Raw genomic sequence first — 13,824 nt, forward strand, 5'->3', positions numbered from 1 at the left:
ACGGCATTGTCCCGGACGGCGCCCGCCGCATACGGCAAGATGACGGCGTGACCGACCCAGACGCCGTCCCCCTCGACCCCGCCGCGATGCGCAAGCAGTACCGGGCCGAGGGCCTCGCCGAGAACGACCTGGCCGCCACTCCGGTGGAACAGTTCGCGCGCTGGTTCAAGCAGGCCGCGGCGGAGGCCCACCTCTTCGAGCCGAACGCGATGATCGTCTCCACCGCGGACGCCGAGGGGCGGCCCAGCTCCCGCACGGTCCTGCTGAAGCAGTTCGACGAGCAGGGCTTCGTCTTCTTCACCAACTACGGCTCCCGCAAGGCCCGCGACCTCGCCGAGAACCCGTACGTCGCCCTGCTCTTCCCCTGGCACGCGATGGCCCGCCAGGTCATCGTCACGGGCGTGGCGCGCCGGACCGGACGCGACGAGACGGCCGCCTACTTCCGCACCCGCCCGCACGGCTCCCAGCTCGGCGCCTGGGCCAGCACCCAGTCCTCGGTCGTCGCCGCCCGCGCCGATCTCGACGCCTCGTACGCCGAGCTGGCCGCGCGCTATCCCGAGGGCGAGCAGGTGCCCGTGCCGCCGGACTGGGGTGGCTTCCGGGTGGCGCCGCAGTCGGTGGAGTTCTGGCAGGGGCGGGAGAACCGGCTGCACGACCGGCTGCGGTACGTGGCGGAGCAGGACGGGAGCTGGCGGGTGGAGCGGCTCAGCCCGTGAGCCGGGCGGCCCTCTCCGGCACGGGAGCGGGCCGACAGCGCCCTCAGCCGAGCGATTCCTCCAGCAGCACGGCCCACTGCGCCACCACCCGTTCCCGTCGCCCGGCGTCGTCCGTGAGGAGGTTGGCCAGGCCCAGACCGCGGGCCATGTCCAGGACGCCCTGGACGGTTTCGCGGACGCCGGGGCGGGACTCGTCGGCGCCGAGCAGGTCCACCGCGATCCGATGGGTCTCGCGGCCCACGCGGGCCTCCAGCTCCGTGACCCGGGGGCGTAGCTGCTCCTCGTTCGAGGCGGCCACCCACAGGTGCAGGGCCGCGCGGAACAGGGGGCCGGTGTAGAGGTCGACGAGGGCGGAGACGACCGCGCGCCGGTCGCCCGCGGCGCCCTGCGGGAACAGGTCGCGCAGCGCCGTCGAGCGTCCCTCGGCGACGTACTCGACCGCCGCGGTGAAGAGGTCCTCCCTGGTCGGGAAGTGGTGCTGGGCGGCGCCGCGGGAGACACCCGCCCGTTCGGCGACGACGGAGACCGTGGAGCCCGCCCAGCCGTGTTCGGCGAGGCAGGCCACGGCGGCTTCCAGGAGCCGCTGCCTGGTGGCCCGGCTGCGGTCCTGCTTGGGCACGCGGTCGGTACGGTCCACGCGGTCGCCGACTGTGCTCACACCACCCATTCCGGATCCCGTCTGTCTAGGAAGGCCGTCATCCCCTCGCGGGCCTCGGCGGAGGAGAACAGCCGGGCCGAGAGTGCGGTCAGGTCGGCCGCGTCCCGGTCGAAGGTTTCCAGCACCTTAGCCGTGAGCAGCGCCTTCGTCTCGGCCAGGGCGTGGGGGGAGGCCCGGCGCAGGCCGTCCAGGAGGGGGACCAGTGTCTCGTCGACGTCCTCGCCCTCGGTCGTGAGCAGGCCGATGCGGGCCGCCTCGGGTGCGGTGAAGCGTTCGCCGGTGAGGTAGTAGCGGGCCAGGGCGCGGGGGTCCGTGCGGGGCAGCAGGGGCAGGGAGATCACCGCGGGGGCGACGCCTATGTGGACCTCGGTGAAGGCGAAGGTGGCCCGCGCCGAAGCGGCCGAGATGTCGCAGGCCGCGAGCAGGCCGAGGCCGCCCGCGCGGACGTGCCCGGTGACCCGGGCGACGACCGGTTTGCACAGCTCCACGATCTGCCGTAGCAGTGCCACGAGGCCGTCCGGGGGCGGCGGGTCGCGCAGGTCGGCGCCCGCGCAGAACGTGTTGCCGGTGTGGGTGAGGACGATCGCGCGTACGTCGGCGTCCTTGCCGCAGTCCATCAGCGCGTCGGCCAGCTCGCCCACGAGCGGCGCCGAGAGCGCGTTGCGGTTGCCCGGGGAGTCGAGTGTGAGGGTTTCCACGGCACGCGCGCGTGCGCGGTCGATCAGCGTCATGTGCCCTCCTTGGGTGCCCGCAGTCCGCGGCGCAGGATCTTGCCGGACGCGGCCCGCGGGACGCCGTCGACGAAGGTGACCTGGCGGACGCGTTTGTAGGGGGCGACGCGTTCGGCGACGTGCGCTGCCCGACAGCTGCCGGGGACACAGGCTCGGGGCGCCCAACGACGCGGCGCTCCGGGGATGACCACCGGAGCGCCGCGTCGTACCCACGGCAGCAGCTTGGTTTTCGCTGTGCCACCGTGCACAGGCCTCCCGGTCAGGCGTGGAAGCCCTTGTACTTGTTGACCTCCTCCCCGCCGCGAGCGGCCGGGAGCCCGACCCTCACGGATCGGCCCTTCTGCTTCGACGTCGGTCGCTGCCCCGGTCAAGGCGAGGGACGGTGTGCCGCCCAGCAGTCTTACACCAACTCCACAGACGTGACTTCCCGCCAGCCCGGCGGTAGGCGCGGGACCCCCTAGGGCACCCCGAGCATCACCAACCGTAACAGTTCGACCACGGACGGCCCTTGAGATCCGCACAACCCGCGGGACTACATGGGTGCCGGGGGACAGTTCCGTCATGCCGTACGCCTGCCCGACCGGCGGCAGGCCGAGGCGCCGCGAGCAGGCGCCCGCGAGTTTCGCGTCCAGGGGCGCGGCGGCGCTGATCATGTACTTCAGGGACGAGAGGTCGTAACTCGCGACCAGTGGGTGCTTGGCGAGGGCCAGGACGATCGGCGGGGCCACGTACAGGCCGGTGATGCGGTGGTTCTGGATGGCGGCGAGGAAGGTCTCCAGGTCGAAGCGGGGCAGGACGACGACCGTGGCGCCCAGCCTCAGGGGCGCGTTCATCAGGGCGGTCAGGCCGTATATGTGGAAGAAGGGCAGCACGGCCAGGATGCGGTCGCCGGGGCCTGCCGGGATGGTGGGTTCCAGCTGGGCGAGGTTGGTGGCGATCTGGCGGTGGGTGAGCATCACGCCCTTGGGGATGCCGGTGGTGCCCGACGAGTACGGCAGGGCGGCGACGTCCGTCACGGGGTCGATGTCGACCTGCGGGTCGGGGGCGGCGGAGGCCAGCATGTCGATGAGCGACCGGTGTCCCGGGGCGCTGTCGCACACGAAGATCTCCTGGACGCCGCCCGCGAGTTCGGCGGCCCGGCGTGCCGCCTCCAGCAGCGGTGAGACGGTGACGATCCAGCGGGCCGCCGAGTCCGTCAGCTGTTTGGCGAACTCCTCCGGCGTCGCGAGCGGGTGCACGGTCGTGACGGAGGCACCCGCGCGGGTGGCGGCGTAGAACGCCGTGGGGAAGGCGACCGTGTTGGGGCTGTGCAGCGCGAGGACGTCGCCCTTGCGTACGCCGGCCTCGGCGAGGGCGGCGGCGACGCGCCGGTGGAAGCGGTCGAGCTGGTCGTACGTGAGGGTGGTGCCGTCCGTGCCGTCGATGAGCGCGGGCGCGTCCCCGAACTCGGCGGCCCGGCCCAGTACGGCCTCGTGGATGGGGAGTTCTACGGCCGGGACGTCTGCGTACTCGCTGCGGAACACGGTTCCTCCTCGCGACACGGTCCGGGCGGCTGCCGGTCAGTACGACTTGGGCAGGCCCAGGGTCTGGTGGGAGACGTAGTTGAGAATCATCTCCCGGCTCACCGGAGCAATACGAGACACGCGTGCCGCGGTTATCAACGAGGCGAGTCCGAACTCGCGCGTGAGGCCGTTTCCGCCGAGGGTGTGCACGGCCTGGTCGACGGCCCGCACACAGGCCTCCCCCGCCGCGTACTTGGCCATGTTGGCGGCCTCACCTGCGCCGACGTCGTCCCCCGCGTCGTACAGGCAGGCCGCTTTCTGCATCATCAGGCGGGCCAGTTCGAGGTCGATGTGGGCCTGGGCGAGGGGGTGCGCGATGGCCTGGTGGGCGCCGATGGGGGCCTTCCAGACGGTCCGGTCGCGCGCGTACTCGACGGCGCGCGCGAGGGCGTACCGGCCCATGCCGATCGCGAAGGCGGCCGTCATGACGCGTTCGGGGTTGAGGCCGGCGAAGAGCTGGAGGAGACCTGCGTCCTCGTCGCCGACAAGGGCGTCGGCGGGGAGCCGTACGTCGTCCAGGGTCAGCTCGAACTGCTTCTCCGCGGCGTTCAGTTCCATGTCGATCTGACGCCGCGTGAAGCCTTCGGCGTCGCGCGGGACCATGAACAGGCAGGGCTTGAGGTTGCCGGTGCGGGCGTCTTCGGTGCGGCCGACTATGAGGGTGGCGTCCGCTATGTCGACGCCGGAGATGAAGACCTTACGGCCGGTGAGCAGCCAGTCTCCGGTGTCCGGGTCGCGGCGGGCCGTGGTGGTGATGCGGTGGCTGTTGGAGCCGGCGTCGGGTTCGGTGATGCCGAAGGCCATGGTGCGGGTGCCGTCGGCGAGGCCGGGGAGCCACTCGCGTTTCTGTGCCTCGGTGCCGAAGCGGGCGATGACCGTGCCGCAGATGGCGGGCGACACGACCATCATCAGCAAGGGGCAGCCCGCGGCGCCGAGTTCTTCGAGGACGATGGAGAGTTCGGCTATGCCGCCGCCTCCGCCTCCGTACGCTTCCGGCAGGTTGACGCCGAGGTAGCCGAGTTTGGCTGCTTCGGACCAGAGGGCTTCCCGGTCGTATTCGCGGCCGTGGCGTTTGCCGAGGGCGGCTACGGCGGATCGTAGGGCCTTGTGTTCTTCGGTTTCGATCGTGGCCATGTGACTCCTTCGTCGTGGCTGGTCGCGCTCACGCGGCGGCAGCCGCACATTGATACAGCCCCGCGCCCCTAGGCTTCTTGCACTACCGCCAGCAAGGCGCCGACCGTCACCTGCCGGCCAGGTACGGCGTGCAGAGCGCTCAGCGTTCCCGAGGACGGTGCTGTGATCTTGTGTTCCATCTTCATCGCCTCCAGCCACAGGAGGGGCTGACCGGCCTCTACGGCCGATCCCTCCGTCAGGCCCTCGGCCACGCGCACCACCGTTCCCGGCATCGGTGCGAGCAGCGAACCCGGCGCGTGCTGGGCCGTCGGGTCCGGGAAGCGGGGCAGCGCGGTCAGACGGGTGGCGTTGACGTGGATCTCGTCGCCGTATCGGGCGATCTCGAAGTTCCGCCGTACGCCGTCCACTTCGAGTACGACCAGGGACGCGTCGGCGTGCACGACGCGCACCCCGTCGGCCTCCAGGCCCGCGCGCGTGTGGCGGTAGTGGACCTCGATCTCCTCGCCGGCCATCGCGTAGCGCTTGGTCTGGGGCTGGGAGGGGACGTTGCGGAAGCCGCCGAAGCGGGAGCGGGAGCGGGCGTCGGCGAGGGCCGCGGCGAGGGGGGCGTGCGGGTCGGGGGCCGGCTCGGTGAGTTCGGTGAGGTGGCGGTCGTAGAAGCCGGTGTCCATGCGGGCGGTCGTGAACTCCTTGTGCCGCAGGGAGCGGACGAGGAGGTCGCGGTTGGTGGGCGGGCCGTGGAGCGTCGCCCGGTCCAGGGCGCCCGCGAGCTTGCGGACCGCCTCCGCGCGCGTGGGGGCGTGGGCGACGGCCTTGGCGAGCATCGGGTCGTAGTGGACGCCGATCTGGTCGCCGTCGGTGAAGCCGGTGTCCAGGCGGATGCCGTCGGGGACGGCCAGGCGGTGCAGGGTGCCGGTCTGCGGGGCCCAGTCGCGGGCCGGGTCCTCGGCGTACAGACGGGCCTCGACGGCGTGGCCACACGCGCGTGGCGGGTCCTCGTCGAGGGCACGGCCTTCGGCGACGCTCAGCTGGAGGGCGACCAGGTCGACGCCGTACACGGCCTCCGTGACGGGGTGTTCGACCTGGAGGCGGGTGTTCATCTCCAGGAAGTGCGCGGTGTCGCCGGCGACGAGGAACTCGACGGTGCCGGCGCCGACGTAGCGGACGGCACGCGTGGCGCGTACCGCCATCTCGTGGAGGGAGTCGGTGAGTTCGGGGGTCAGGCCGGGTGCCGGGGCCTCCTCGATCACCTTCTGGTGGCGGCGCTGGAGGGAGCAGTCGCGGGTTCCGAGGGCCCAGACCGTGCCGTGGGTGTCGGCGAGGATCTGCACCTCGACGTGCCGGCCGTCCTCCAGGTAGGGCTCGACGAACACCTCGCCGTCGCCGAACGCGCTGCGGGCCTCGGCGCGCGCGGCTTCGAGTTCGGCGTCCAGGTCCGCGAGCCGCCGTACGACCCGCATGCCGCGCCCGCCGCCGCCCGCCGCCGCCTTCACCAGCACGGGCAGGTCGGCCTCGGTGACCTCGCCCAGCGGGGCCAGCCCCATCAGCTGCTTCGCCCGCGTCTTGGACGCCATCGCCTCGATCGCCTCGGGGGCGGGCCCGATCCAGGTGAGTCCCGCGTCGAGGACCGCGCGGGCGAAGCCGGCGTTCTCGGAGAGGAAGCCGTAGCCGGGGTGCACGGCGTCCGCGCCGGCGGCGAGCGCCGCCTTCACGATCAGGTCGCCGCGCAGATACGTGTCGGAGGGCGCCGCCCCCGGCAGTCGTACCGCCGTGTCGGCCACGCGTGCGTGGAGGGCGTTCGCGTCGGCGTCCGAGTACACGGCGACCGTCCGGATTCCCAACTCACGGCAGGTGCGGAAGACCCGGCAGGCGATCTCGCCCCGGTTGGCCACGAGCACAGAAGTGATCACTGGTGATCCCTCACATCCGGAAGACGCCGAAGCCACCGCGCGCGCCCTCGTACGGCGCGGTGTGGATGGCGGACAGACACATGCCGAGGACCGTGCGGGTGTCGCGCGGGTCGATGACGCCGTCGTCGTACAGCCGCCCGGACAGGAACATCGGCAGGGACTCGGACTCGATCTGCTGCTCCACCATCGCCCGCAGCGCCGCGTCGCCCTCCTCGTCGTACGGCTGCCCCTTGGCGGCCGCCGACTGCCGGGCGACGATCGAGAGCACCCCGGCGAGCTGCTGGGGGCCCATGACGGCCGACTTGGCGCTGGGCCAGGCGAAGAGGAAGCGGGGGTCGTAGGCGCGGCCGCACATGCCGTAGTGGCCGGCGCCGTACGAGGCGCCCACGAGGACGGAGAGATGGGGCACGCGGCTGTTGCTGACCGCGTTGATCATCATCGCGCCGTGTTTGATGATGCCGCCCTGCTCGTACTCCTTGCCCACCATGTAGCCGGTGGTGTTGTGCAGGAACAGCAGCGGGATGTCGCGCTGGTTGGCGAGCTGGATGAACTGGGCCGCCTTCTGGGACTCCTCGCTGAACAGGACCCCCTGGGCGTTCGCCAGCACGCCGATCGGATACCCGTGCAGGGCCGCCCAGCCGGTGGTCAGGCTCGTGCCGTACATCGGCTTGAACTCTTCGAAGTCGGAGGCGTCGACGATGCGGGCGATGACCTCGCGCGGGTCGAAGGGGGTCTTGAGGTCGCCGGGGACTATGCCGAGGAGTTCGTCCGCGGAGTACTTGGGGGATTCGGCCGGGCCCGGGTCGCCGTACGCCTTGCGGTGGTTGAGGCGGGCGACCACGCGGCGTGCCTGGCGCAGGGCGTCCGGTTCGTCGACGGCGAAGTAGTCGGCGAGACCCGACACGCGCGCGTGCATCTCCGCACCGCCCAGCGACTCGTCGTCACTCTCCTCGCCGGTCGCCATCTTCACCAGGGGCGGGCCGCCGAGGAACACCTTGGCGCGCTCCTTGACCATGATCACGTGGTCGGACATGCCGGGGACGTACGCGCCCCCTGCCGTCGAGTTGCCGAAGACGACCGCGACGGTGGGGATCCCGGCCGCCGACAGCCGGGTCAGGTCCCGGAAGACGGCGCCACCGGGGATGAAGATCTCCTTCTGGGACGGCAGGTCGGCGCCGCCCGACTCCACGAGGTTGATGACGGGCAGCCTGTTGGTGAGGGCGATGTCGTTGGCGCGCAGGGCCTTCTTCAGCGACCAGGGGTTGCTCGCTCCGCCGCGCACGGTCGGGTCGTTGGCGGTGATCAGGCACTCCACGCCCTCGACGACCCCGATACCGGTGACGAGGGACGCGCCGACCGTGTAGTCGCTGCCCCAGGCGGCCAGCGGCGACAGCTCCAGGAAGGGTGTGTCGGGGTCGAGGAGCAGCTCGACGCGCTCGCGGGCCGGCAGCTTGCCGCGCCCCCGATGCCGTTCGACGTACTTGGGGCCACCGCCGGCCAGGGCCTTGGCGTGCTCGGTGTCGAGTTCGGTGAGCTTGGCGAGCATGGTCTCTCGGTTGGCCCGGTAGTCGGAGCCGTTGGTGTCCAGCGTGGACGGCAGCACGGTCACAGCAGGACCTCCGGGATGTCCAGGTGGCGGGAGCGCAGCCATTCGCCGAGGGCCTTGGCCTGCGGGTCGAAGCGGTGCTGGGCGGCGACGCCATCGCCGAGGATTCCTTCGACGACGAAGTTGAGGGCGCGCAGGTGGGGCAGGACGTGCCGGGTGACCTTCAGCGGCCGGCTCTCGGGGATCAGTTGCCGGAACCGGTCGGCCGTCAGCTCGTACGCGAGCCACCGCCAGGCGTCGTCCGAACGCACCCAGACGCCGACGTTGGCGTTCCCGCCCTTGTCCCCGCTGCGGGCACCCGCGACGAGCCCGAGCGGAGCCCGCGCGGTGGGCCCGTGCGACAGCGGCTGCGGAAGCGGCGGCTCCGGCACTTCGTCGAGTACGCCGGTGTCGTGGGGCGGCGGCACAGTGATCCGGCGTCCGTCATGGAGGACGGCCACATGGTCGACGCCACCATGGGGGACGTACACATCCTCGAAGACCCCATAGGGCGAGCCCTTTCCGGGTGGGGCCAGCACATGGAAGCCGGGGTAACTGGCGAGCGCCAGCTCCACGGCGGCCCCGCTCAGGGCCCGCCCGACGCTCTCCTGGTCCTTGTCCCGCACAACCAGCCGCAGCAGCGCGCTCGCCGTCTCCTCGGTCGGGGCGTCGGGCCGGTCGGTGCGCACCAGGTCCCAGCGGACGTCGGCGGGCGGCGACTTGGCGAGTGCGTCGGTCAGCTGCTCGCGCACGAGGGCGGCCTTGGCCTCGATGTCGAGGCCGGTGAGCACGAAGGTGACCTCGTTGCGGAAGCCGCCGAGGCGGTTGACGCCGACCTTGAGGGTCGGAGGCGGGGCCTCACCCCGCACGCCGTCGATGCGGACGCGGTCCGGTCCGTCCTGGGTGAGCCGTACGGTGTCCAGTCGGGCGGTGACGTCCGGCCCGGCGTAGCGGGCGCCCGCCGTCTCGTACAGCAGCTGGGCGGTGACCGTGCCGACGTCGACGAAGCCGCCGGTGCCGGGGTACTTGGTGATGACGCAGCTGCCGTCCTCGTGGAGCTCGGCGAGCGGGAAGCCGGGGCGGCGGCCGCGCCGCGGATCGCCGCCGCTCTTTGCGGCCTCGTGGAAGAAGGCGTAGTTGCCGCCGGTGGCCTGCGCCCCGCACTCCAGCACATGTCCGGCGACGACGGCGCCCGCGAGCCGGTCGTGGTCGCCCGGCCCCCAGCCGAAGTGGGCGGCGGCCGGCCCGGTGACCAGGGCCGCGTCCGTCACCCGCCCGGTGACGACGACGTCGGCGCCCTCCCGCAGACAGGCGGCGATGCCGAAGCCGCCGAGGTAGGCGTGGGCGGCGAGGCTGCCGGGGTGGGACGCGGTGAGGTCGTCGCCCTCGACATGGGCGACCCGGACGGGGATGCCGAGACGATCCGCCAACTGCCGTACGGCGTCCGCCAGTCCGGCCGGATTGAGCCCGCCCGCGTTGGCGACGATCCTGACGCCCCGCTCGTGGGCGAGCCCGAGGCACTCCTCCAGCTGCCGCAGGAAGGTGCGGGCGTATCCGGCGCCGGGGTCCTTCAGCCGGTCGCGGCCGAGGATCAGCATGGTCAGCTCGGCGAGGTAGTCGCCGGTGAGGACGTCCAGTTCGCCGCCGGTGAGCATCTCGCGCATGGCGTCGAAGCGGTCGCCGTAGAAGCCCGAGGCGTTGCCTGTCCGTAGGGGCGGCAGGGGCCTCGGGGCCGGCGTCGGCGGGGTCACCGCGTCGCCCCCTTAGGCGGGCGGCCCTCGCCGGGCGGGCCCGCGAAGACCTGGGCGATGTCGAACCAGCGGTCGGCGTCGGCGCCTTCGGCGTGCAGGGCGAGGTCGGAGCGGTGGGCCCGCTGGGTGACCAGGAGGCAGAAGTCGAGGGCGGGGCCGGTGACGCGCTGCGGGGCGTCCTCGGGACCGTACGCCCACACCTCTCCGGAGGGCGCGACGAGCTCGACGCGGAAGTCGTCGAGCGGCACCGGGAGGTCGTGCACCCCGAAGGCGAAGTCACGGGTGCGCACCCCGATCCACACCACATGCCTCAGCCGGTCGGTGGGTGTGCGCACCACACCCACTGCGTCGGCGATGTCCAGACCGTGGGCCCAGGTCTCCATAAGTCGGGCCGTGGCCATGGAGGCGGCGGACATGGGCGGGCCGTACCAGGGGAAGCGGCCTCCGTGTGGCGCGTCGCGCAACGCCGTGTCGAGGGCGGCCCGCCCTTCCCGCCACCGCGCCAGCAGCTCGGCGGGCGGGAGCGCGGCCCCTTCCTCCGCCCCTGCGTCGACGAAGGACCCCGGCGTCACCAGCGCCTTCTCGACCAGCGTGTGGAACGCCTCCACGTCGGTCACCGACAGCAGCGCCGAGTGGTCCGTCCAGGCGAGGTGCGCGATCTGATGGGCGACGGTCCAGCCGGGGGAAGGGGTCGCGAGCAGCCACTGTTCAGGGCTCAACTCGGCGACGAGGGCGTCGAGTTCGTCACTCTCGGCACGCAGGTCGTCGAACACGGGCGTCGGGTCGGCCATGGGGGCGAGCATGGCAGCGGGACCAGAAACAAGCAAGCATGCTTGCATTGATTTGTTTCCACGACTTCGGCACCCGTGTGCACACCTGGAGCCACGTCGGTGTCGGGAGGTGGTGCGTGCGCGCAGCCGTGAACCGGACGGGTCCGTCCGGCCTCAGGGCTTCGCCTTGCCCCGCCCCACCTGCGTCCGCACCGCCCCCATGCTCGCCGCGATGACCAGGGCGATCGCCAGGGCCTGGAAGGCGGAGAGGGCCTGGTCGAGGATGAGGAAGCCGGCGGCCGCGGCGACGGCCGGTTCGAGGCTCATCAGGATGGCGAAGGTCGCCGCGGGCAGGCGGCGCAGGGCGAGGAGTTCGAGGGTGTAGGGGAGGACCGAGGAGAGCACGGCCACGGCCGCGCCCAGTCCGAGGGTCACCGGGTCGAGGAGCTTCGTGCCCGCTTCGGCGAGCCCCAGGGGGAGGAACAGTACGGCGCCCACCGCCATGGCGAGCGCCAGCCCGTCGGCCTGGGGGAAGCGTCGGCCCGTGCGGGCGCTGAAGATTATGTAGGCCGCCCACATGGCGCCGGCCGCCAGGGCATAGGCGACACCTATGGGGTCGAGGCTTTCGAAGCCCCCGCCGCCGAGGAGGAAGACACCGGCGAGGGCGAGTCCGGCCCAGATGACGTTGACCGCACGGCGGGACGACAGGACGGAGAGGGCGAGCGGGCCCAGCACTTCGAGGGTGACCGCGGGGCCGAGCGGGATGCGGGCGACCGACTGGTAGAAGAGGCCGTTCATCGCGGCCATGGTGATACCGAAGACGATCACCGTGCCCCAGTCGGTGCGGGAGTGGCCGCGCAGCCGGGGGCGGCAGATCAGGAGCAGGACGACCGCCGCCACGACCAGCCGCAGCGCCACCACCCCGAGCGCACCCGCCCGCGGCATCAGGCTCACCGCCAGGGCGCCGCCGAACTGCACCGAGATCCCGCCGGCGAGCACGAGGCCCACGGGGCCGAGGGAGCCCCAGCGGCGCGGGGCGCCGGCCGCAGGCTCGGGGACGGCCCGGGTGCGGGTCGGTGCGGGCGTGGCGGCGGCATCGGGGGTACTCACGGGCGGTCCAGGGGCTTGGCTCGGCGGGTGTGCATCATGCTGTACTGCCGAGTCCAGGGTAGTGGACCACGTCAGGCGTGTGAACCCGTTATGCCACTGTCCCGGAATGTGGACGGAGGACCGACCGCTACCGCCGTGCCATGTACAGATCCAGCGCCTTGTGCAGCAGCCGGTTGAGCGGGAAGTCCCACTCCCCCAGGTACTCGACGGCCTCGCCGCCGGCGCCCACCTTGAACCGCAGCAGGCCGAGCAGGTGGTTGGACTCCTCCAGCGTGTCGGTGATGCCGCGGAAGTCGTAGACGGCGGCGCCGAGTTCATGGGCGTCGGCCATCATGCGCCACTGCATGGCGTTGTTGGGCTGGACCTCCCGCTTGCGGCTGGTGGAGGCGCCGTAGGAGTACCAGACATGGTCACCGACGGTGATCATGGTGGCGGCGGCGAGGATGTCGCCGTCGTGCTGGGCGAGGTAGAGCCGCATACGGTCGGGGTGTTCGGCGGTGAGCGCGCTCCACATGCGCTGGAAGTAGGGCAGCGGGCGCGGGATGAAACGGTCGCGCTCGGCCGTCTCGGCGTAGAGGTCGTAGAAGGCGGGCAGGTCCTCGTGGCCACCCCGGACGACCTTCACACCGGCCTTCTCGGCCTTCTTGATGTTGCGCCGCCACTGCTGGTTGAGGCCGCGGTGGATGTCGTCCAGCGACCGCCCGGCGAACGGCACCTGACAGACGTAGCGCGGCTGCCCGGCGGCGAAGCCCTCCTCGCTCCCCGGCTCGGCCTGCTGCCAGCCGCCCCTCCGCAGCCGTTCGGCGATGTCGAGGGCACGCTGATCGCAGGACGTCGGCTCCGCGTCACGCAGGCGCCGGGCGGCAGGGTCGGCGATGGCGGCCTTCGCCGCGTCGTTGTTCCAGCGGCGCACGACGACGGGCGGGCCCATCTTGACCGAGAAGGCGCCCTTGCTCTTGAGGTACGCGAGCATGGGTGCGAGCCACCGCTCGGCGAGGTCGGGCGCGTACCAGTCGATCAGCGGCCCCTCCGGCAGATACGCCAGGTACCTCTTCAGCCTCGGCAGCGGACGGAAGAGCACGAGCCCCGCCCCGACCAGCCCGCCTTCCTCGTCGAACCACCCCAGGCTCTCCGCCCTCCAGTCCGGCTTCACCTCGCCCCAGGAGGGGAGCTGGGTGTGGCTGGCGGAAGGGCGGGCCGCGACGAAGGAGAGGTGCTGGTCGCGGGTGAGGGGCTGGATGCGCAGGGGCGTTCGGGTCACGGACGGGGCTCCTTGCGGATGGCTGGTCGGGCCGGGTCGGGCCAGCCTACGAAGCCGTCCCCCGGGCGAAGCGGACCGGGATGTACTGGTCGTAGAGCCTCACTCCGGTGGCCGTGAAGTCCGCCCGGGTGACGATCGCGCAGCGCACGTCCACATCGCACACGACCCCGTCGGCGATCTCGGGCCTGAGGTTGAGCGTCGTACGGAAGGAGCCGCCCTCCTCGTACGGGATCGTGACCCCCGGGGTGCCGGTGCCGGTGTCGGTGATGCGGCGCGACGAGCCGTCCGCCGCCTCCCGGCCGCCGAGACAGGGGGTGGGCGCCGACGTGTACGTCGTGGGGTCACCGACGCGGACGCCGTCGGGGATCACGCAGAAGGCCAGGAAGATGCCCTGGGCCCGGTTGTATCCGCTGCCCTTGACGTACACCGTGCCACCGTCGGCGGGCAGCACGGTGGGGGCGGCGGCCAGCTTCAGCCGGAAGGTCTCGCCGTCGGCCGTGGTGACGGTGCGGTGGGCGTGCCCGACGAACGGTGAGGCGGTCGCGGTCCCGGCCAGGGGGAGCAGCGCGGCGAGCCCGGCGGCCGCGGTCGCGAGCACGCCGCGCAGGAGGTGTCCGGTGGGGGGTCGCATGGAGG

12 protein-coding genes are annotated in these 13,824 nt (G+C 72.2%); 1 reads left to right on the forward strand and 11 read right to left on the reverse strand.

Features of this window, described 5'->3' with window-relative positions; all coding sequences use genetic code 11:
• Window positions 1-47: 47 nt before the first annotated feature.
• A complete protein-coding gene (pdxH, locus tag ACFU95_RS11945; protein WP_383825459.1) occupies window positions 48-716 on the forward strand; it encodes a pyridoxamine 5'-phosphate oxidase in 669 nt (222 codons plus the stop codon).
• Between the two features lie 43 nt (window positions 717-759).
• On the opposite strand, the gene ACFU95_RS11950 is transcribed toward pdxH, so the two are convergent.
• From ACFU95_RS11950 to ACFU95_RS12000, 11 genes are all read right to left on the reverse strand, one after another.
• Window positions 760-1,383, reverse strand: coding sequence for a TetR/AcrR family transcriptional regulator (locus ACFU95_RS11950; protein WP_383825462.1), 624 nt, complete (start codon window positions 1,381-1,383; stop codon window positions 760-762).
• Window positions 1,371-2,105 carry an enoyl-CoA hydratase family protein gene (locus ACFU95_RS11955; RefSeq protein WP_383825465.1) on the reverse strand — a complete coding sequence of 245 codons (735 nt, stop codon included), beginning with the start codon at window positions 2,103-2,105 and terminating at the stop codon, window positions 1,371-1,373. Before ACFU95_RS11955 ends, ACFU95_RS11950 begins: the two co-directional genes overlap by 13 nt.
• Complete coding sequence (locus ACFU95_RS11960; RefSeq protein ID WP_383825468.1) at window positions 2,102-3,628, reverse strand: AMP-binding protein; 1,527 nt, start codon at window positions 3,626-3,628, stop codon at window positions 2,102-2,104. The genes ACFU95_RS11955 and ACFU95_RS11960 overlap by 4 nt, the downstream gene beginning before the upstream one ends.
• 36 nt (window positions 3,629-3,664) lie before the next feature.
• Window positions 3,665-4,801: an acyl-CoA dehydrogenase family protein gene (locus tag ACFU95_RS11965; protein WP_383825470.1), complete on the reverse strand. Its 1,137-nt coding sequence runs from the start codon at window positions 4,799-4,801 to the stop codon at window positions 3,665-3,667.
• 68 nt (window positions 4,802-4,869) lie between these two features.
• The gene (locus ACFU95_RS11970; RefSeq protein ID WP_383825473.1) at window positions 4,870-6,711 is read right to left on the reverse strand and encodes a biotin carboxylase N-terminal domain-containing protein; all 1,842 of its coding nucleotides are present in this window, start codon (window positions 6,709-6,711) and stop codon (window positions 4,870-4,872) included.
• 10 nt (window positions 6,712-6,721) lie between these two features.
• On the reverse strand, window positions 6,722-8,320 hold the full coding sequence (locus tag ACFU95_RS11975) for an acyl-CoA carboxylase subunit beta (RefSeq protein WP_383825476.1): 1,599 nt from the start codon (window positions 8,318-8,320) through the stop codon (window positions 6,722-6,724).
• A complete protein-coding gene (locus ACFU95_RS11980; protein WP_383825650.1) occupies window positions 8,317-10,017 on the reverse strand; it encodes an acyclic terpene utilization AtuA family protein in 1,701 nt (566 codons plus the stop codon). Before ACFU95_RS11980 ends, ACFU95_RS11975 begins: the two co-directional genes overlap by 4 nt.
• A 26-nt stretch (window positions 10,018-10,043) precedes the next feature.
• Window positions 10,044-10,838, reverse strand: a complete 795-nt coding sequence (locus ACFU95_RS11985; protein ID WP_383825479.1) for a TIGR03084 family metal-binding protein — start codon at window positions 10,836-10,838, stop codon at window positions 10,044-10,046.
• A 153-nt stretch (window positions 10,839-10,991) separates the two neighbouring features.
• Window positions 10,992-11,927: a DMT family transporter gene (locus ACFU95_RS11990; protein ID WP_383825482.1), complete on the reverse strand. Its 936-nt coding sequence runs from the start codon at window positions 11,925-11,927 to the stop codon at window positions 10,992-10,994.
• Window positions 11,928-12,054: 127 nt separating this feature from the next.
• The gene (locus tag ACFU95_RS11995; protein WP_383825485.1) at window positions 12,055-13,188 is read right to left on the reverse strand and encodes a lipid II:glycine glycyltransferase FemX; all 1,134 of its coding nucleotides are present in this window, start codon (window positions 13,186-13,188) and stop codon (window positions 12,055-12,057) included.
• A gap of 46 nt (window positions 13,189-13,234) precedes the next feature.
• Complete coding sequence (locus ACFU95_RS12000) at window positions 13,235-13,819, reverse strand: hypothetical protein (protein ID WP_383825488.1); 585 nt, start codon at window positions 13,817-13,819, stop codon at window positions 13,235-13,237.
• Window positions 13,820-13,824: the final 5 nt, after the last annotated feature.

Source organism: Streptomyces sp. NPDC057623 (genome assembly GCF_042800355.1).
Lineage (GTDB): Bacteria > Actinomycetota > Actinomycetes > Streptomycetales > Streptomycetaceae > Streptomyces.